Annotated in this window: 12 protein-coding genes and 1 pseudogene; 3 read left to right on the top strand and 10 right to left on the bottom strand. The window is 54.9% G+C overall.

Features of this window, described 5'->3' with window-relative positions; genetic code table 11:
• Nucleotides 1-237: 237 nt before the first annotated feature.
• A protein-coding gene (locus ACA068_RS15995; protein WP_497303082.1) for an IS3 family transposase occupies nucleotides 238-1,454 on the top strand; the annotation gives its coding sequence in 2 pieces (ribosomal slippage) (nucleotides 238-583 and nucleotides 583-1,454; 1,218 coding nt in all).
• Nucleotides 1,455-1,548: 94 nt separating this feature from the next.
• On the opposite strand, the gene ACA068_RS15990 is transcribed toward ACA068_RS15995, so the two are convergent.
• From ACA068_RS15990 to ACA068_RS15945, 10 genes and pseudogenes are all read right to left on the bottom strand, one after another.
• A complete protein-coding gene (locus tag ACA068_RS15990; protein ID WP_497303080.1) occupies nucleotides 1,549-1,788 on the bottom strand; it encodes a hypothetical protein in 240 nt (79 codons plus the stop codon).
• Nucleotides 1,789-2,783: 995 nt separating this feature from the next.
• Nucleotides 2,784-2,978 carry a carbon storage regulator gene (locus tag ACA068_RS15985; protein WP_497303079.1) on the bottom strand — a complete coding sequence of 65 codons (195 nt, stop codon included), beginning with the start codon at nucleotides 2,976-2,978 and terminating at the stop codon, nucleotides 2,784-2,786.
• A gap of 136 nt (nucleotides 2,979-3,114) precedes the next feature.
• Nucleotides 3,115-3,330 carry a hypothetical protein gene (locus ACA068_RS15980; protein ID WP_497303077.1) on the bottom strand — a complete coding sequence of 72 codons (216 nt, stop codon included), beginning with the start codon at nucleotides 3,328-3,330 and terminating at the stop codon, nucleotides 3,115-3,117.
• A 134-nt stretch (nucleotides 3,331-3,464) separates the two neighbouring features.
• Nucleotides 3,465-4,376, bottom strand: coding sequence for a tetratricopeptide repeat protein (locus ACA068_RS15975; protein WP_497303075.1), 912 nt, complete (start codon nucleotides 4,374-4,376; stop codon nucleotides 3,465-3,467).
• Nucleotides 4,357-6,576, bottom strand: coding sequence for a hypothetical protein (locus ACA068_RS15970; RefSeq protein WP_497303073.1), 2,220 nt, complete (start codon nucleotides 6,574-6,576; stop codon nucleotides 4,357-4,359). Before ACA068_RS15970 ends, ACA068_RS15975 begins: the two co-directional genes overlap by 20 nt.
• Before the next feature lie 17 nt (nucleotides 6,577-6,593).
• Nucleotides 6,594-8,954 (bottom strand): type VI secretion system Vgr family protein, encoded by a 2,361-nt coding sequence (locus ACA068_RS15965; protein WP_497303071.1) that lies wholly within the window; start codon nucleotides 8,952-8,954, stop codon nucleotides 6,594-6,596.
• 769 nt (nucleotides 8,955-9,723) lie between these two features.
• Nucleotides 9,724-10,650: pseudogene (locus ACA068_RS15960) on the bottom strand (MFS transporter); the annotation flags it as partial.
• Between the two features lie 45 nt (nucleotides 10,651-10,695).
• The gene (locus ACA068_RS15955) at nucleotides 10,696-11,733 is read right to left on the bottom strand and encodes a sugar kinase (protein WP_497303069.1); all 1,038 of its coding nucleotides are present in this window, start codon (nucleotides 11,731-11,733) and stop codon (nucleotides 10,696-10,698) included.
• Complete coding sequence (locus tag ACA068_RS15950) at nucleotides 11,726-12,508, bottom strand: sugar phosphate isomerase/epimerase family protein (protein ID WP_497303067.1); 783 nt, start codon at nucleotides 12,506-12,508, stop codon at nucleotides 11,726-11,728. Before ACA068_RS15950 ends, ACA068_RS15955 begins: the two co-directional genes overlap by 8 nt.
• 153 nt (nucleotides 12,509-12,661) lie before the next feature.
• A complete protein-coding gene (locus ACA068_RS15945) occupies nucleotides 12,662-13,690 on the bottom strand; it encodes a LacI family DNA-binding transcriptional regulator (RefSeq protein WP_497303065.1) in 1,029 nt (342 codons plus the stop codon).
• Between the two features lie 236 nt (nucleotides 13,691-13,926).
• Between ACA068_RS15945 and ACA068_RS15940 the strand changes: the two genes are divergently transcribed.
• Both ACA068_RS15940 and ACA068_RS15935 read left to right on the top strand, forming a co-directional pair.
• Nucleotides 13,927-14,736 (top strand): hypothetical protein, encoded by an 810-nt coding sequence (locus tag ACA068_RS15940; RefSeq protein ID WP_497303064.1) that lies wholly within the window; start codon nucleotides 13,927-13,929, stop codon nucleotides 14,734-14,736.
• Between the two features lie 189 nt (nucleotides 14,737-14,925).
• Complete coding sequence (locus ACA068_RS15935) at nucleotides 14,926-17,052, top strand: hypothetical protein (protein ID WP_497303062.1); 2,127 nt, start codon at nucleotides 14,926-14,928, stop codon at nucleotides 17,050-17,052.
• Nucleotides 17,053-17,221: the final 169 nt, after the last annotated feature.

The following is a 17,221-nucleotide window of genomic DNA, read 5'->3' as shown; positions in this document are numbered from 1 at the left end:
TCGAGCGATCTGGGCAAGTGTCCGGTGATGCGCTCCACGCTGCCTGCCACCAGTCCCAGCTCAACGTCAAGTTCGGTGCTGGTGACAACCCGCTCGGGCAGTGCATGCCCGGAACGTTTGGAGAGGATAAAACGTCGTGCGGTGCGCTGGCGGGGAAGCTGAAATACTGGACGAGCCCCCTGAAAGACAGGACACCGTTTCCCCCTTAACATAAGGGATAGGCAAACGGTTATGTATATGACTAATAGTAGCGATAAGGGTGGTGAGCTTTTGGGCCAGGAGCGGCGTCGCCGCTGGAGCCCAGAACAGAAATTGGCGATGGTTCGCGAGAGCTTGCAACCAGGACAAAGTGTTTCGGTGGTGGCCCGCCGTAATGGCGTGAATGCCAATCAGCTCTTCCAATGGCGCAAGCTTTATCAGAATGGCAGCCTCTCGGCTGTGAGTGCTGGAGAGACCGTCGTGCCGGCTTCTGAGTTGGCCGACGCACTCAAACAGATCCGTGAGTTACAGCGGATGCTCGGCAAAAAAACCATGCAGGTCGAGATCCTCCAGGAAGCTGTGGAGATCGCGCGCTCGCGAAAATGGATTGCGCACTCACCCTTGTTGCCGGGGGACGACCTGTGAAGCTGATCAGTGAAAGTCTCGGTGTAGCGCGCTCGCAGTTAACGGCTCGACTTAACCCTGCTGCTCTGCCCGACAGACGTCGACGCGTGCAGGACGATGTCGCTTTGGTCGAAGAGATTCAGGCTGAAGTCAGTGAGCTGCCCAGCTATGGCTACCGCCGTGTATGGGGGTTGCTTCGTCGTCGGCGTGAACAGCGGTGTCAGGCGCCGATCAACGTCAAGCGGGTCTATCGCGTGATGCGCGATCATCAGTTACTGCTGGGACGTCGGATTAAACAGCCCGGCGTGGCACGCCGCCATGAAGGCCGTATCGCCGTTGCCACTAGCGATACCCGCTGGTGCTCGGACGGGTTTGAGTTTCGTTGTGAAGACGGCGACAAGCTGAGCGTGACCTTTGCCCTGGACTGCTGCGACCGAGAAGCCATTGGCTGGGTGGCCAGCCCGACGGGGTACAGCGGCGACGATATCCGCGATCTGATGCTGGAGGCGGTGGAAACACGTTTCGGTGAAGAAGCGCCTCCCACCCCGGTGCAGTGGCTGAGCGATAACGGCTCGGCCTACATCGCCGAACAGACACGACTGTTTGCCCGACAGATAGGCTTGCAGCCGGTGACGACACCGGTGCGCAGCCCACAGAGCAACGGCATGGCCGAGAGCTTCGTCAAAACGATGAAGCGCGACTACGTCGCGCACATGCCCAAACCAAACCGGGAAACAGCCTTGCGCAACCTGACGATTGCCTTTGAGCATTACAACGAGGAGCATCCGCATAGCGCCTTGAAATACCGCTCACCACGGGAATTTAGGCGCTTGGCAGCGGCATCAATTTAACGGGGTATTGGTGTCCGGTTTGATAGGGGCCAGTCCAAATACTTTGCACAAGCCCTGCCGCTAGACGTCCGCTTAGGCCGCGAGTCGATACATATTAATAGGGAGTGCTAAGTTGATGCCCTCCCGTCATCTCGGCGATCATCCGTTCGTGGTCCTCGTCATCAAGCGGAATCATCGCAAGTTGTTCAAGCGAGGCGTTTTTTAAGTGAATCGTTCCAGCAAGAAAATGATTCTGGCAAATCTGGATGACTGGCGGAACGGCCATAAACATAGCTATCGCTGACTCAACTGTGTCGCTATCGAGTTGACAGGTACTTGTGTCGTTTATGGTCATTACGACACTTGGCTAAAAAAGAACACAATGGGCACCAGGACCTCTGTGTGATGGAGGCAGGTGTGGCAAACCACGTGTGTCCGAGACTGCACATCCATTGCAGCTTGGTTTGCGTGTCAAAATAGTTTTCTGAAAGGCAACGCCCACCGCGCTCCTCGGCCATGACCCTCATGGCTTTAATATTGCTGCGCATGCTGTCGTAATAGCACTGGCGACACCAGCTACCTTGCATTATGCGGGCGGGGGCGGCATCCCATGTATGACCTTGTGCACAACGCCAAGCAAGTGGCGTGATCCCATTGATGTAACGTGAAGATAAACATTCGCCACCGCTCTGCTGGGCTATGGCTTGAACCTGCTCCAGGGTGTTGCAACGGGCGTCCCTGGCACAGACCGGGCACCAACTCCCATGCTTGACCCCCGCGGGAACTGCCTCCCAGCGATGCCGTTGGTCGCACTCCCAAAGCAAAGCGGTTGCGCAATTGACATAGACATTTGACAAACAGTGTCCTCCCCGCTGAATTGCGATCTGCTGCATCGCTTCCAGCGTGTCGCGTCGCCCTAAGTTGGCACAAGTAGGACACCAACGACCCTGTTTGATAGCCGCAAACGTCGCCTGCCAGCGATGCCCCTGCTTACACCGCCATTCCAAAGGGACACGGCGCGACTCGTACTGAGTTGATAGGCAAAGCCCATCCCTCTCGCCAGCGACATGTTGCGCCATTTCCAACGTGCCGCGTCGTTGCAGGCGAGCACAGACAGGACACCAGCTCCCTCGAACAATGCGGTAAGGGTCGGCTAACCATTCATGACCGTGCGCACAGCGCCAAGACAGTCGCGTAGACGCGTGCTGATAGGCGTCTGACAGGCACCATCCTCCCCGCGACTGAGCCAACTGCTGCATACCTTCAAGGGTTTTAAGGGGCGTTTCAGTCATGTCAGTGCCTATCGGTCACACGGTGAAGAGTTGATCGAGTGCGCGCCACCGGCTGGGCTTATTCACTGCTGTTTCGAGTCGGCAGACGAGTCTGATCCGGAAGCTTTTGGTAGTACTCATGGCGATGTATCGCGGTTTCTTTCGGAGCTGTGAACCCCAAACGAACATGTTTTCCCTGGACGTCCATCAAACTGACTATTATTTCCTCACCCAAACGGAATGTCTCGCCTGGCTTGCAAGTTAGTAGCAGCATTATTACTCCTTATTTGTTATTTATTTTTGCTCGGCAAAATTCCGCTAGCTTAATTATAAGAAAGTGCTATCCGGCAAAAGGGAGGGGGCAAAAGCCCACGTAATTACCTCTCTTCTTGAACTTCAAATTTTCGATTTTACAGGTGACGTTCTTTCGGCCAGAAAAAAGCCACTACTGCGCCTATCAGGCTCAAGATAAACAAAACCTTCGCAGCCGTAAGGAGAAAGTCAAGATCATCAGTATTCCTCCCACTTCCGGTCACGGAGCCTGCAACACCGCCCAACCACAGGAAGGCACTGAGTATGGAAATGGCGAAAAGCACAGCCGCCAATATTCCCAAAAATTTACGCATCGTACTGGTCCTTTAGCTATAGAAGTTTTCGTTGGCTTGTATGGCTCATAACGCCCTTGCTGCGCTTTTAGATGAGGTCTTTCCTTCCGCGACGCACTTAATTAAATCGCCACGGTTGGATTGAATACCGTTACTCAGATTTTCGGTCTGCGATCTGGGTGCTCCGCGTCATAACCTTGTTCAGGGTGGGGTGGAAGGGGGTGGTCTTTCATAAGATCAGGGAGTGGAGGGGCAGAGATGCCGTCAACTTGTTCCAGAAGTTTAGAGTAGAAGTCATAAAGTTTTTTATCTGGGTGGAAACCAAAATTATATAATGGGTCAAGTTGCGAATCAAACGCGCCTTGTAAATTGCTTAATCCCGTAAAGCTCCCCAGCGATGCGGCGCGCTGATAATAAAACAGTGATCGAGGATAGTTTTCTTTCGCTGTTTTATAAAAACTTGCGGTTTTCTCGATGGCGTCTGGATTGTCCTGAGCTCCCGCGCAACGATAATAAAGCTCAGCCATGTCATCATCCTGCTTATCCCTAGGGAGAGCATAAGCGAAGTATTGGCCGATTTGAACTTGGGCTAAAGGACTGCCCAATTGCGCCGCTTGGAACATATACGAACTGGCCATGCGATCCGACTTCAATACCCCTAGTCCATTCTCAACCACCACGGCCCAGTTGTAATAACCCAGCGGGACTTTAAGCTTTATCATGCGCTCGTAGAGGTCCAGCATCTTGTCGGTGTTTTGCTCAACCCCCGGCTGCCCAGGCCAGCCGGTGCGATAAAGTCCTGCCAGGTTATGCATAGCCTTCCAATGGTCTTTGGCAATGGCTTTTTCGTAAAGCTCGACGATGGCACGCCAGTCTTTAACCCCTCGTGCCTTCTCCATAGCACGGCCTTGTTGAAACCAGCCTTCCGCTTCGACATTCAGCGGCGGGTTGTGGTCTTTTTCATAAGCACAGGTAAAGGTTGGATAGGCCATGGCTGGAGCTCCGCTCAACAAAAGAGAAAAAATGAGTACACCAAAGGACATGGCTTTAATCAACGGGATAGGCATATGGCGTCTCCACGTCCCAGAAACGGGTGAGATGAGCCATCAATGGCTTATTTTTGTTTTTGTTTTCCCAATTCGCATCCATTACTTCATTCCATCGTTTAAAATTTTTAGCCGCGTCACATTGCCAGCCATCTTTATTGAATGATTTGCCAGCATGTAACTTCCACAACTCGTCGCGCCATTGCAAGGCCAGATCAGGATCTGGTGCCGCCAGTCCCAATTCGGAATCGGTGTGCATACTGCGTGCGTTAATATTGGCCGAACTGAGCAAGCTGAATACATCGTCCACTATCAATAGTTTTGAATGCACATAGATGTCGCGAAAAAAAGCCCGCTGTCCTTCGAGCAGCCTGCTGCCCGGTTCTGGAGTACACGCAGTAAGCGTGGCGAGGACGACTTTGAGACCGGGAATATCTTTGAGGGTGTAAGGTTTGGGTTCATCTGTATTATCTGCCTTCGGCTTTCCGAGATCAGGAATATCTTCTGGCTCGAGCCCACCAAGACGTTTTTCTAATTCGGGGGTGACGCCCATTTTTTCCAGTTCCGCTATATCACTCTCTAGCCATTTAACTTTATTGAGCTGATTCCTCTGCACGCCGGGATTAGAACTAAGGTGCGCTTTTAGATAAGCCAAGCGGCTACGCTTTTGCAGCATCTCCTCTGTCAGATCGCGCTGAGCCTGCGGCATCAGCTGTTCCTGCCCGAGCTCTTGCAGGGTGGCATAGGTGGTACCGGAAAATTTCGGATTGTTCGGGTTGTTGGTGACCACGAACAGATACAGATCTTGGCCTCGCCCTTTGGCAAGGTAAGCCGCTGCTAGTTCACGCAATTGCTTGGCAAACGCGGGATAGCGGAAATACTGATTTTCCATATAGGCGTAGTTGCGCACGTTTCCTAAAGCGTTGTGGTACAGCTCCAGAATTGAGGTCTCTGCCCCCTCCTGTGGTTGCGTACGGCAAATCTGCGCCGTGACCGTTCCCGCGTCTCTAAAATTGATCGGCTTGATGGCCTGGCGTTGTTCGAGCAAGCCATCCTCAAACCATTTTTTGATCCAGAAGGTCTCTCGGTCCCACGCTGTGCAAAAGTTATGGTTCAGGTCATGCAGTACCGGTCCCTGCACCCGCATGGACAAATCCTGCCAGGGCCCGAAGCCGAGGCTACGCTGCGCCGTTTTGTCGTCGTACAAGTGAGCACTGGTATCCCAGTAATTGCGATGCATGTTGTGGCCCATGACGAAACCCACCGTGTTAGGGGTGTCTTCGTAGTCGACCATCACCATTTTCTGGTGGTGGCTGGCAAAAAAGGTTAGCGCCAGCATATGCCCAAAATTGACGTCCGGTGCTTCCCCTTTTATCAGTCGATAAAGGATCGCCAGTCGTCCCTTTTCCTTGGCCATCTGGGGGCCGCGCATGATCGAGTTAAGTCGGAAATTAGTTTCTGTGGAAAAATCTCGGGTACGAAACTCAACGTTCTGCATGCGGCCATCGTGCAGGCGGTTGAACCATTCCCGGGTGTATTCCTCATCATGGGGGGAATATTTGGGCGCTCCAGAACCTTTAGATGTGTTGTAACCACCCGTCCCGTTGAGTTGGGCCTCGATGTCAGCCAGCATGGTCTGCAACTCACGCTCACGCGTGGGGTTGGGTGGTAGGGAAGTAAACCCGCTACCGTCAACACGCCGTTGAGCCGCGTGCAATTTGGCCAAACGTAATTTATCCAATTCATGCTGATAATAAGTTCGCTGAGATTCCAAAGCCTGACGGTATTTGAGGTCGCTATTGGAGGCTGCGCTCCCATGGGTCATGCCGGAGCCCATTGCAGTACCTCCAGACCCCATGAGCCCATCACCGATGATGGTGTTTTCAGCGAAGTTGGCCACCGGGCTTTTCCAGATCAGGATCCGCGTCTTGACGCCGTGTCGACCTCGAACGTCCAGCATTTCACCGATCCGATCACCGTCGGGCTTGAAACGCATCGCCGGATCAAATCCCCAACTGATGATATCGATGGTTTTTTGGGCCGCGAGGATGGCATCGTAGACGGCGCCGAATGCCCGCTCACCGTTGATCAGCGGCGTGATGTGCATGCCGGTGCGCGGTGGATAAAGTGCTGTTTTGGCGTACCAGTCCATGGTCAAGGTCGTGGACTTATGCTCAGACGGCTTCAGTTGAATCACTTGTTTGCTGTAGTCAGTGGTCATTTCATTGCTCCCTGCAATCAATGGCTCTTCGGCTTGTTTGCCGGGCTCGGCGTAAACGCACGGTAGTCATCCGCCGAAACCAGCGGTTCGAGCTGATCCAGCTTTGCTTGGTAGTCGCGATAGCCCTGACGCGCTAGATGGTGCTTCTGTGAAGCAGATTCGCTGCTGTCTTCTTTGGGCTCAATTTCGAAGCGGTGACCATTCACCAGTTCGATTGCGTAGGCTTGAGTTCCGGGGGCATGTTCAAACCTGATCAAACCATCGGTACCAGTCAGCCCTTCTTGGATAACGGCTCCATCGGCGAACAAGGTATATGGCTCGTCTTTATACCCTGGCATTCCTGGTAGCGGACTCACCACCGCATTCAGTTTGTGTATGACATCCAGGGCGGGTTGCGAGACTGCGCGCGCCAAAAGGTCACCCGCTTTGTCCATATCAACGGGTAACGGAATAACCGGTAATAGTGCCGCATTCTCGGTACCTTGGCCTGGGACTCCTCCTGAATTGATCTTCACCAGTGACCCCACTACGGTAATGCCGCCAGCGTCCAACTTAATAAAACTGCCTCCGGCCTTCAGCGTGAGCTCTACTCCGGCTTCGATCACCATCTTTTGTCCGGCCTTGAGGTGGATTTCCCGACCAGCCTGAATCAGTTGAGCCGTGCCGACTTTGATGTGCTGATTCTGTCCCACCACCAGGTGGTCATCGGCTTTAAGGTCCACCTTGCGGTCGGCGTGGACGGTATGGTGTTCTTCTGCCTTGAGTTCGGTGTAGCTATTCTTTTCCACGGTGTCGTGGCGTTCGTTACCGACGCGGATTTTTTGGTCACGTTCGATGTTCTCGTCCCAGTCGCGCTGGGCATGGATAAAGATTTGCTCCTGATCTTTTTTGTCCTCAATACGTAACTCGTTGAAGCCACCACCACCGGGAGAGCTGAGGGTTTTGAAGACGCTCCGAGTCTTGTTGGCGGGCAAGTCATAGGGGACTTGGTTTTCTTTGTGATATAGGCACCCAGTTACCAGCGGTTGGTCGGGATCGCCTTCGAGAAACGTCACCAGCACTTCCATGCCGACGCGTGGGATGGCGATACCGCCGTAGTGAGCACCAGCCCAGCCGGAGGAAACACGTAGCCAGCAACTGGTCTTGTCGTCGGCTTGGCCTTCGCGGTCCCAATGGAATTGGACCTTGACCCGCCCATACTGGTCGCAGTGGATTTCTTCACCTTGGGGCCCCGTGACTTTAGCGGTCTGACTACCCAGCACGCGGGGTTTCAGGTGCTTCAGGGGCGGACGGTAAAATACGTTCCACGGTATGGCTAGGAAACGGTTGCGATAGCCTTGATGGAAGTCGTCTTTGAGAGCGCTGGTGTCGCTGGTTATCGACTCTTCCAGAACTTGGGGTTGCTTGCCTTCGTGGGTGATTTCAGTCAAAAGCCAGAGGTCATTCAACTTGCTGCGCGGGTGCTCGGAGAGTTCCAGGAAGTGGCCGCTGGCCAGTCGGGTCTGATCACCCCAGCCTTCAGCTTGCTGGTAGTCCGCTCGGTGGCGTTCTAGGGCTCGCTGACTGAGGAGCTTGCCGCGCGTGCGGTCGGTGAAACGGCCCGGATAATCGTAGTCTTCGAGTTCCGGTTCTTCCGTTTTAGATTCAGATTTGGAGCCGGCTTCCAGTAACAGGCGCGGTTTCTCGAAGTCGTAGTCGCGACGGGTGGTTCGGCTGGAGCGGGTTTCCATGCGCAAGTTAAAACCCTTGATCACCGGTTTGTCGGCTACCATGCCACTGCCCTGCACATAGGCGGTGGGTTGGCCGAGTTTCGGGAACACGGTCTGGTCATCGCCGAACACCAGCAGATGGCTCTGAGTGCTGTGCCGGAAGTGATAACTCAGGCCCTCCTCTTCAGCTAAGCGCTGGATGAAGTGCAGGTCTGACTCATCATACTGCACACAGTAATCGCGATCCGGGCACGGGGAGCCAATCTGGAACTGATAGGCGTTGCTCTGGATGCCGTGTTCTTCGAGGATCAGGGCGATGATTTTCGGCACCGAAAGCTGCTGAAAAATGCGCTGATTGATGCGGTGACGCAGGTATTCCAGTTGTGGCACGAGGGACAAACTGTAGCGGGTAAGACGCTTGCCGGAATCACCCTGTGCGACACGATAGATCTGACCGTGAATGCCGCTCCCGAGTGGATCAATTGCCAAAAAAGCCTGCTTGTGCAAAAGCTTCTCCAAATCCAGGTCCGGGTTTTCGCTAACCAACTCCAAGTCGAAACGATAGGGCTGACTGATGCCTTCGGAGCCCTTAAAAGAGAGCACTTGTAAGTCGCTTTGGAAGCCTTCAATGCTCAGGCTGAAGTGCGTTTCATTGGCTTTATTGAACATCCTTTGTTCCTTTGGGCTGCGACATAGCGTGAGCCTTGTGCGCTCACTTAATAAGCGTACAACTCGTTTTTACCGAGTCATATCCAGATGCAAATGAGGCTAAATAGCCGAGAATGGTAGCAAGTCATCAACCGTATTAATGTAGGAAAAGTCCTAAAAACCATCGGAAAGTCTGAAATGGCGAGCGACCTTTAATGTCACCTTTGTTCGGAATTTAAAAAGCGCTGATCGGGTCGCAAATCAGATCAAAGGTGGCTCCGGAAATTTGTGCAGCCCTTTAAGTAGAAAGCTGCTCCCATCGGCGTGGGAAGCGCCCGAGAAACGAATACTGAAATGAGCAGACAAGCACAACGCACCCACTGGCTAAGGTTGCTATTGCCGCGATCAAGGGCGAAGAAAATTTGGCTGAGCTGGCGCAGGAGTTCGGCGTGCATCCCAACCACTGTTTGAACCCAACTTTTAAGGTCGCAATTTGATGCTGGATGCGGTGTTCCCACTTTCGTTCTGGAGCCAACCCGTCATGATGCATCCTGATGCCAATGTATCCGTACCCCGAGCCCGTGGAATTCCGAAAATCCATCGATGGCTTGGTCACCCTCATCGGGCTGAATGGTTATCCTACCAAAGTGGTGGCATCTCAGTTACTCCATTCGCGAGTAGGGGGGAGTGACACGCACTCAGAAAAAATCTAAAAATAGTTACTTACGCTAAGATATTGAATTAATTTAATAAATTAAGAAATAACGGTTAGCTAGGGTCCAGAACTGTTGGAGGCAATCAACAGCGGCGGCCAGACGAAGCGTTTGCGCTTCTGCAGTTTGTCCGAGCCCCAGGACACCAGCAGCATGCCGATCACCGCCGCCAGATACGGCAGCGCCGAGAGCCAGCCGGCTTCGATCATGTCCATCTGCGCACCGGCCTTGAGGATCGACGGCAGCCACAATACGAAACCGTAGACACCGATGCTCCAGCAGAAAAACTGCAGCGCGAGGATGATCACTTTCGGCGAGCGGAAGGCTTCGGCGTAGTTCTTCACCGCTTTGATACCGACCTGTTCGGCGGCGAGGGCGCTTTCCAGGTCATGCTTTTCCTGGTCGGTCAGCCACTTGGCCTGGGCCGGACGGTCATCGGCCAGACGCCACCAGATAAACGCCCAGAGCACCGCCGGCAACCCTTCGATGATGAACATCCAGCGCCAGCTGTAATGCTGCACCAGATAACCTGACACCACCGACATCCAGAGCATGGTCACCGGGTTGCCGAGGATCAGGAAGGTATTGGCCCGGGAGCGTTCGGCACGGGTGAACCAGTGGCACAGATACACCAGCATCGCTGGCATTACCGCAGCTTCGACCACGCCAAGCATGAAGCGAATCACGATCAGCCAATAGGCGTTGGATACGATGCCAGTCAGTGTGGCCAAGCCGCCCCAGAGAATCAGGCTGACGAAAATCAGCTTCTTGACGCTGTGCTTCTGTGCATAGATCGCGCCCGGCACCTGGAAGAAAAAGTAACCGAGGAAAAACAGCGCGCCGAGCATTGAAGACAGGCCGGGCGTGATCATCAGGTCGGCGGCCATCCCGGAGGCGGCCGCGAAGCCGTAATTGGCGCGGTCCAGATACGCCAGGCTGTAGGTGATGAAAACGATGGGCATGATGTACCACCAGCGGCGGGTGGCGAGTGAGGCGGTTTTCATGGTGGTGCTCCTGAGCTTGTTGTTTTTGTCGCAGCAGGTAACGGGTCAAAAATCTTCAGTGACTGTGCGGGCCTCTTCGCGGGCAAGCCGCGCTCCTACAAGAGCGCCGCTGCCCTGGAGGAGCGAGGCTTGCCCGAGAACAGCGGTCTCAAACTCGACGGACATTTCAAGTCGGGTCGGCAACCCCTCCATATCCCCCCGACTCTGTACCGCACGGCTACCAATCCAGTTGGCCCGCTGCACGGCATCGGCGAAGCTGTGGTTTTCGAGCAAGGCGCTGATCATCCCGACGGCAAAGCCATCGCCAGCCCCAACCGTGTCGACCACCGTTGTCACCGGCACGCCGGCGACAAAACCCTGATCCAGCTGCGTGCGGTAATACGCGCCATGCGGCCCGAGCTTGATTGCCACCGCTTCTGCACCCTGATCGAGATAAAACGCCGCAATGTCCGCCGGGTCGTCAAACCCGGTCAGCAAACGGCCTTCACTCAACCCCGGCAGCACCCAATGGGCGAGGGCGGCGAGGCGGTTGATCTCGCTGATCATCAGTTGCTCGCTGGCCCACAGGCTCGGGCGCAGGTTCGGGTCGAAGGACACGCTGCGCCCGGCAGTGCGAATTCGGGTCATCAACTCGAAGGACATTTCCCGGGCAGACGCAGACAGCGCCGGAGGAATGCCGGTGGCGTGCAGATGTCGCGCGTTGAGCAACGACGGGGCGATCGATTGCACCGACAAATGACTCGCCGCCGAACCGCGACGGAAATACTCAACCGCCGGATCGCTGCCATCGTCGGTACGGGACTTGAGCTGAAACCCGGTCGGATGTGCCGGGTCGATGTCGACATGGCTGCAGTCCAGGCCTTCTTTTTCCAGTGTGTCAACGACAAACCGCCCCAGCGAATCGGCACCGACCCGGCTCAGCCACGCCACGTTGAACCCCAGCCGCGACAGGCCGATCGCGACGTTGCTGTCCGCACCGGCAATGCGCTTGTGGAATTGGCCGACGGTTGCCAGATCACCGTTCTGTTCAGCGACAAACATGGCCATGGTTTCGCCGAACGAGAGGATATCGAACTCAGACATGGGCACTCTCCAGGCGGGATTGACCGAGGCGGGCGAGGGTGGCGACATGGTCGGTGGTCAACTGCACCAGGTCATCGCCTTGCAGCGGATATTCCGCCGCGCGCATAACGCCTTGAGCCATGTGGCGCAACAGTTGTTCCCACAGATGCACATCGCTGGTAGCCGGCGGGATGGCGACCAGTTTGCCGTCGGCCCGACGCGCAACGGCTTTGCAATGCACGTAGCCGACATGCCGACCGAGCAGCCGCGCAGCGCTGGCGGCGGACTGGTCCTGCCATTGCCAGTTGCCGATGTCGAAGGTCATTTTGATCGGCAGTCGGTGTTGCTCGACCTCGCCGAAGAAACGTTGGAACGGCTCGATACGACCGCCGTGCAGCGTCTGGTCGTTTTCCACCAGCAGCTGCATCGGGCTTTGCGCGAGGATCCGGCTCAAGGTTTGCAAGTCGTTGTTGTCAGTGAAGTAGCCCAAAGAAACTTTCAGCCATTTGGCGCCGAACGTTTCGGCGCGCTGGAGGGTGGTGAGCAATTGAGGATTGGGTTTCGACTGGCCGGCCTGCCACAGTTCTATCGGTGAGGAATAGATGCTTTCCAGGCCATGTGACTGAGTGGCGTCGGCCAGTTGCAGCGGGTTTTCATCGGTCAGCAACTCTTCGCGCCATTCAATGCGCGTGGCACCGGCAGCCGCCAACACCTCGATAAAACTGCCTTGGCCGCGTTGGCGGACCAGATCGGCGCCGTAGCTCGACAGGCTGATGGAAACGGGTGGTTTATTCATTGTTTTGCACCTCTGAAACCGGTTTCATTTTTGTTCAAAAAAAAGGCTGCTTGAGTGATGTGGTGTTTTTCAGGGCCACTTCGCGGGCAAGCCTCGCTCCTACAGGGGGATGCGGTGCCCTTGTAGGAGCGAGGCTTGCCCGCGAAGGCGTTCTCAAACTGAAACACGCAACGCCGTCGACCCCCGCACCATCAACCGCGCCGAAAAATCCATCGTCCGCACTGGCCCGTCATCCCCGCGCAATCGCTTGAGCAAACACTCAAACGCACTCGCGCCCATCTCCGCCGTAGGCTGGGCCAGCGCCGTTATCCCGCTGCCCACCAGCGGATACCAATCCAGATCATCCAAAGCGATCAGCCCGACATCCTCGAACAGATCGCACTGCAACTCACGCAAGGCATGGGTGGCGGCCAATGCCGCAATGCCATTGGCACAGAACAACGCTTTCGGACCAGGGCCGGGGGTGTCCAGGAAGGTTTTCAACTGCGCAGTCAGCTCGCTACCGGTTTCCACCACCGCACCGGCCAGCGTCGGACGCTGCCGGATCTGCGCCTTGAAACTGCTGACCCGCTCAATCCGCGAGCTGGTGCCGTCAAATGGTTCAGTCACCATCAATACGTCGCGATAGCCGCGTTCCTGCAAGTGGGCGATGGCCATTTCAACGGCGGCCGGGTTGTCCAGACCGACCAGATCACTCTCAAGCTGCTCGACCTTGCGATCCACCAACACCATCGGCATCTCCCGATGCAGTTCGCGCAACTCATCGCGGTGGTGGCCCAGGGTGTTCACGATCAAGCCTTCGATGTTGTACGAGCGCAGCAACGCCAGGTGCTGGCGTTCCTGCTCGTCATCGCGATCGGTGTTGCACACCACCAGGCTGTAACCGTGCTGACGGCAGGCGGTTTCCACCCCGTGCATCACGGCAATCGAATAAGGGTTACGGATATCGGCCACCAGCATGCCGATCAGGCGAGTGCGGCCACGTTTAAGGCCGCGGGCCATCTGGTTGGGGCGATAGCCGAGTTGGGCAATCGCCTGCTCGATGCGCAAGGCAATGGCATCGGAGAGCAGGGCGCGGTCATCGCCGATGAAGCGCGAGACGCTGGCCTTGGAGACGCCGGCGTGTTCGGCGACGTCGAGCATGGTGACGCGGCTGCGCTGGGCGGCGGAGAAATCGTTCAAGGGACGACCTTTCTATTGTTATTGTCAGGTTCAAACGCTTATTGCTGAAACCGGTTTCAGAAGACTCCATTAATGGTCGCCCGTCAAGCAAGGCATTTTTGCCGCATGGTGCGCAACGCACAGAGATTCCGACAAACGGTCTGAATACCTGTCAGATCTGACAGTAGGCGGGTACGAAATAAGCGGGTCTAATTTCTTCCAGTCGTGCAGGAAAATTCCGAACTCGGGAGCAAAAGATGGCTTCAACAAATAGTGGCGGAATTGGAGTACTTGCCTCCCGGTTCACCGTAGAGGGGGTGGATCCAAACGACCCGGAAGCTCTGTTGCCTCCAGACGCTTCAACAAATGGTGTCTACCTGAACATCCCTCTGTGGGAATTTCCATCCGAAGGGGTCGGCAAATCCGACTTGTTGGAAATTTGGGTGCTCGAACCTGGTGTTACGGTTGAAACGCTTTTCTACAGCAATTCTTTTTTGGTTCCTGTAACCATCCCCCCACGGTTCCATTTGCCGGCACAGTATCTTCAACGCGTTGGCGAAATCAGCCTCCGGTATCGGGTGACACTGGGAGATAACGGAAACGAAGACACTTCGTTGCCACAACGTTTCACTTTAAGACGTCCGGTTCCAATCAACCTGAAGGAACCGGTTTTCCCCAATGCCACTCTCTGGGGTTACCTCAATTGCAAAACAATGCCGCCTATGTGGCAGCGGATTCAAGTTTTTATACCGCGACAACCGGGCAAGTTTAAAGGGGGTGACCAGTGCTTTCTGGATTGGGAGTCTTTCAGGAAGCTGAACGGAGTCGACGCCATTCCGAATACATTCACTCGTTTCACCAAGCGGTTGACCGAGCAAGAGGCTGTCGATGGTTTCTACTTCATACTCATGCGGTACAACAGACTTATAAAGCCCATTGATGGGCTCGGTTCGGCCTTGGTCAGATACTCCCTTTATCGTAATAACGTCCCAATGGGAAAGTCTGCCGCGGGGTTGGTAAAAATCGACCGCGTCATTTCCGGGGAGTCAGCATTTTGTGGTCCCTGATGTAATTTGAGGGGACTGCAATAGTTGTAAGTGTTTAACAGCGTTTTAAGTTGAAAGACGTCAGTGCCGGATTTTAGTTCAGGGGTAACTCCCTGATACTCGGAGCATGCAGTCAGCAGTCGCGCGGTTCTCTATCGGGCAATTACGTGTGTGGGTCAATAATCTAACTCATCGATGGGGTATACGAAAATGAATATGCAGGTTAAAACAGGTGGCGGTGTTCTGGCTCTACCACCGACCGTTCTCGACATACTGCCGGATAATCGCCTGACGTATAAGCAATTAAGAGAAGACCGACTCATCAAGGTGCAGTTGGCCGATATTGACGATAAGAGCCCAGACGGCGGCGCTAGAGTCGAACTGCATTTGTTTCCGAGAGGTCAAACCCCTGTCGAATTCGATCCCACTTTTGTCGTCGCAACCCAATTAAAAGCCAACCAGCCCGGAGGCGACTGGACATACCCAATCACGTTCGATGTATCTGTCGATAGACTGAGCGAGCGATTCGACATAAATGGCGAGTACACGGCTTATCAGCTGGCATTCATTATTTATGACGCTTTCGATAACAGTGATACCTCCGGTCCGTTTGCCGACGTTCTGGTCGACTTGACGGCGGCTTATCAACGACAACCAGGCGGGCCTAACGGTACGGGCAACAGGCCTCCTGTGCTGGTCTTGGGGCCTACCTTTCCTGCCGTCATCGACGATAATTGGTTGAATGATCCAGCCAACGCCAATGGATTGAATCTGATCATTCCCACCGCTTATCAAAAATTTGAAGCGGGCCTCGACAGGCTCAACTTCTATATTTCGACACAAACTACTTTTTCATTGATGCAGGGCCAACCAGCCGCCGTAGCAGGCTTCCCTCTGCCCGTTGGGGGCGCAATCAATATTCCACTTGCGTTTCTGACTGCCTTGGACGAGGGCACGTATTTTTACGCCTACAACATTACAGATGCACCAGGGAACATCAGCAACAACTCGCCTATTACCACTATGTTCAGACGGGTCAAGACACCGGCACCGGTACTCGAAGCACCGAAAATCCCCGTCACCGGTACCGACGGCCGTGTACCGATCACTTTCCTGACGGTGGCCTCGCCGACCAAAGCCATCATGGAAATCCAGCATCCACTTAACTCGTTACCCGGTGACCGAATCATCCCGTACATCACCTCAAACGAAGCCGGCGCACCGATCAACTTGCCTGAGCAAGTAATTCCACCCGCGGGCACCCCAGGCCCACTCAGGTTCGAACTGGAATACGACATTTTTGCCCAGCTTTTTGGAGACCCCAATGGGGCCGACGAAGTGGAGTTCGAATACTGGTTTGAACTGTTTCGCCCTACCATCACGCCCAATCCGGTCTCGCCGTCCGCATTTGGCGTAACAGACTTGGCTTATGCCGGACCGGAACAACCGAATCTGCCGGAACTGGAAAACCCTAATATTCGGCCAGTGGTGGTTCAGGGCGCAGGTACAACGCCGCCGCCTCCTAACACACTTGGTCCGGCACAGGCAGGGCTGCCGGCGACCATGAACTGGCCAGTATGGGTTGACGCCAGTCGCCCAGTAACGGGCAGGGAAATTGTAACGTTCTATTACCAGGGCAAACAGGTTGGCGATCCGGTACCTGTGCGAGTGGGCGATACAACCGTCACAACCACATTGCCTTGGGAAACGATTCGGGTTGAGGGTAACGGCACTGTCGCAGGCGGTGACGCCAGAGAGGCATATATAACCGTCGGGTACCCTGGCAGCGATAATGTGATGAAGCAGCAGGTCACGACAAAAGTCGACGTGACCGCGATCGTGATCAATTTGCCGGCACCTCAAATTATTGTTTCAGCCTTCCGGTCGGCAACTGCGTTGGTGCCGGAGCGCGTCGTTACCAGCATCAACTGTCCAAGCCTCAACCACCCGCAAGTGGCCAATGGCCCCATGCCGCCTTATCAACCGCGCCAACTGCGGATCAGGATCCGGCGCGATGCCAATATCCCGACCGGTGCCACGGTGGATCTGGTGTTTGAAGGCCGGGTAACCAACGCGGTGGGGGGGGCTGCCATCCCGAATACACGCATCACCGCCACGGCGACCATGCCGCCGACCGGGGACCTGGAGTTCAGGCTGACAAACTACACGGCGATCAGGACGATCCAGTTGCCAGCTACGGGCACACGTCCTCCAACCCGCTATGCGAATATCGAATATACGGTTAACGGGATTAAGTCTGCAGTCATAGTGCCTGTTGCGCTTTTGAACTCAAGCCTGGTGTATTGCGAGCAGGAGCGTCCTGAGCCAACTCCTTAATCGATACTTCAAGTAAATCTTCCTACTGATGGAGGCGGCACTGGTTGTCGTCTTCATCAATGGAGGTGAAGTGTTGTACGTCCTGATACGGAGCCTCGCACAACAAAAATGGATAAGTCGTACATGCAAAGAGATTTTTCCTACATATAGCTGGACAGGTAGACCGTAG

It is taken from the genome of Pseudomonas sp. LBUM1660 (genome assembly GCF_059695935.1).
Note: the sequence above shows the minus strand (reverse complement) of the source record. Positions and strands in the feature narration are given on the sequence as shown.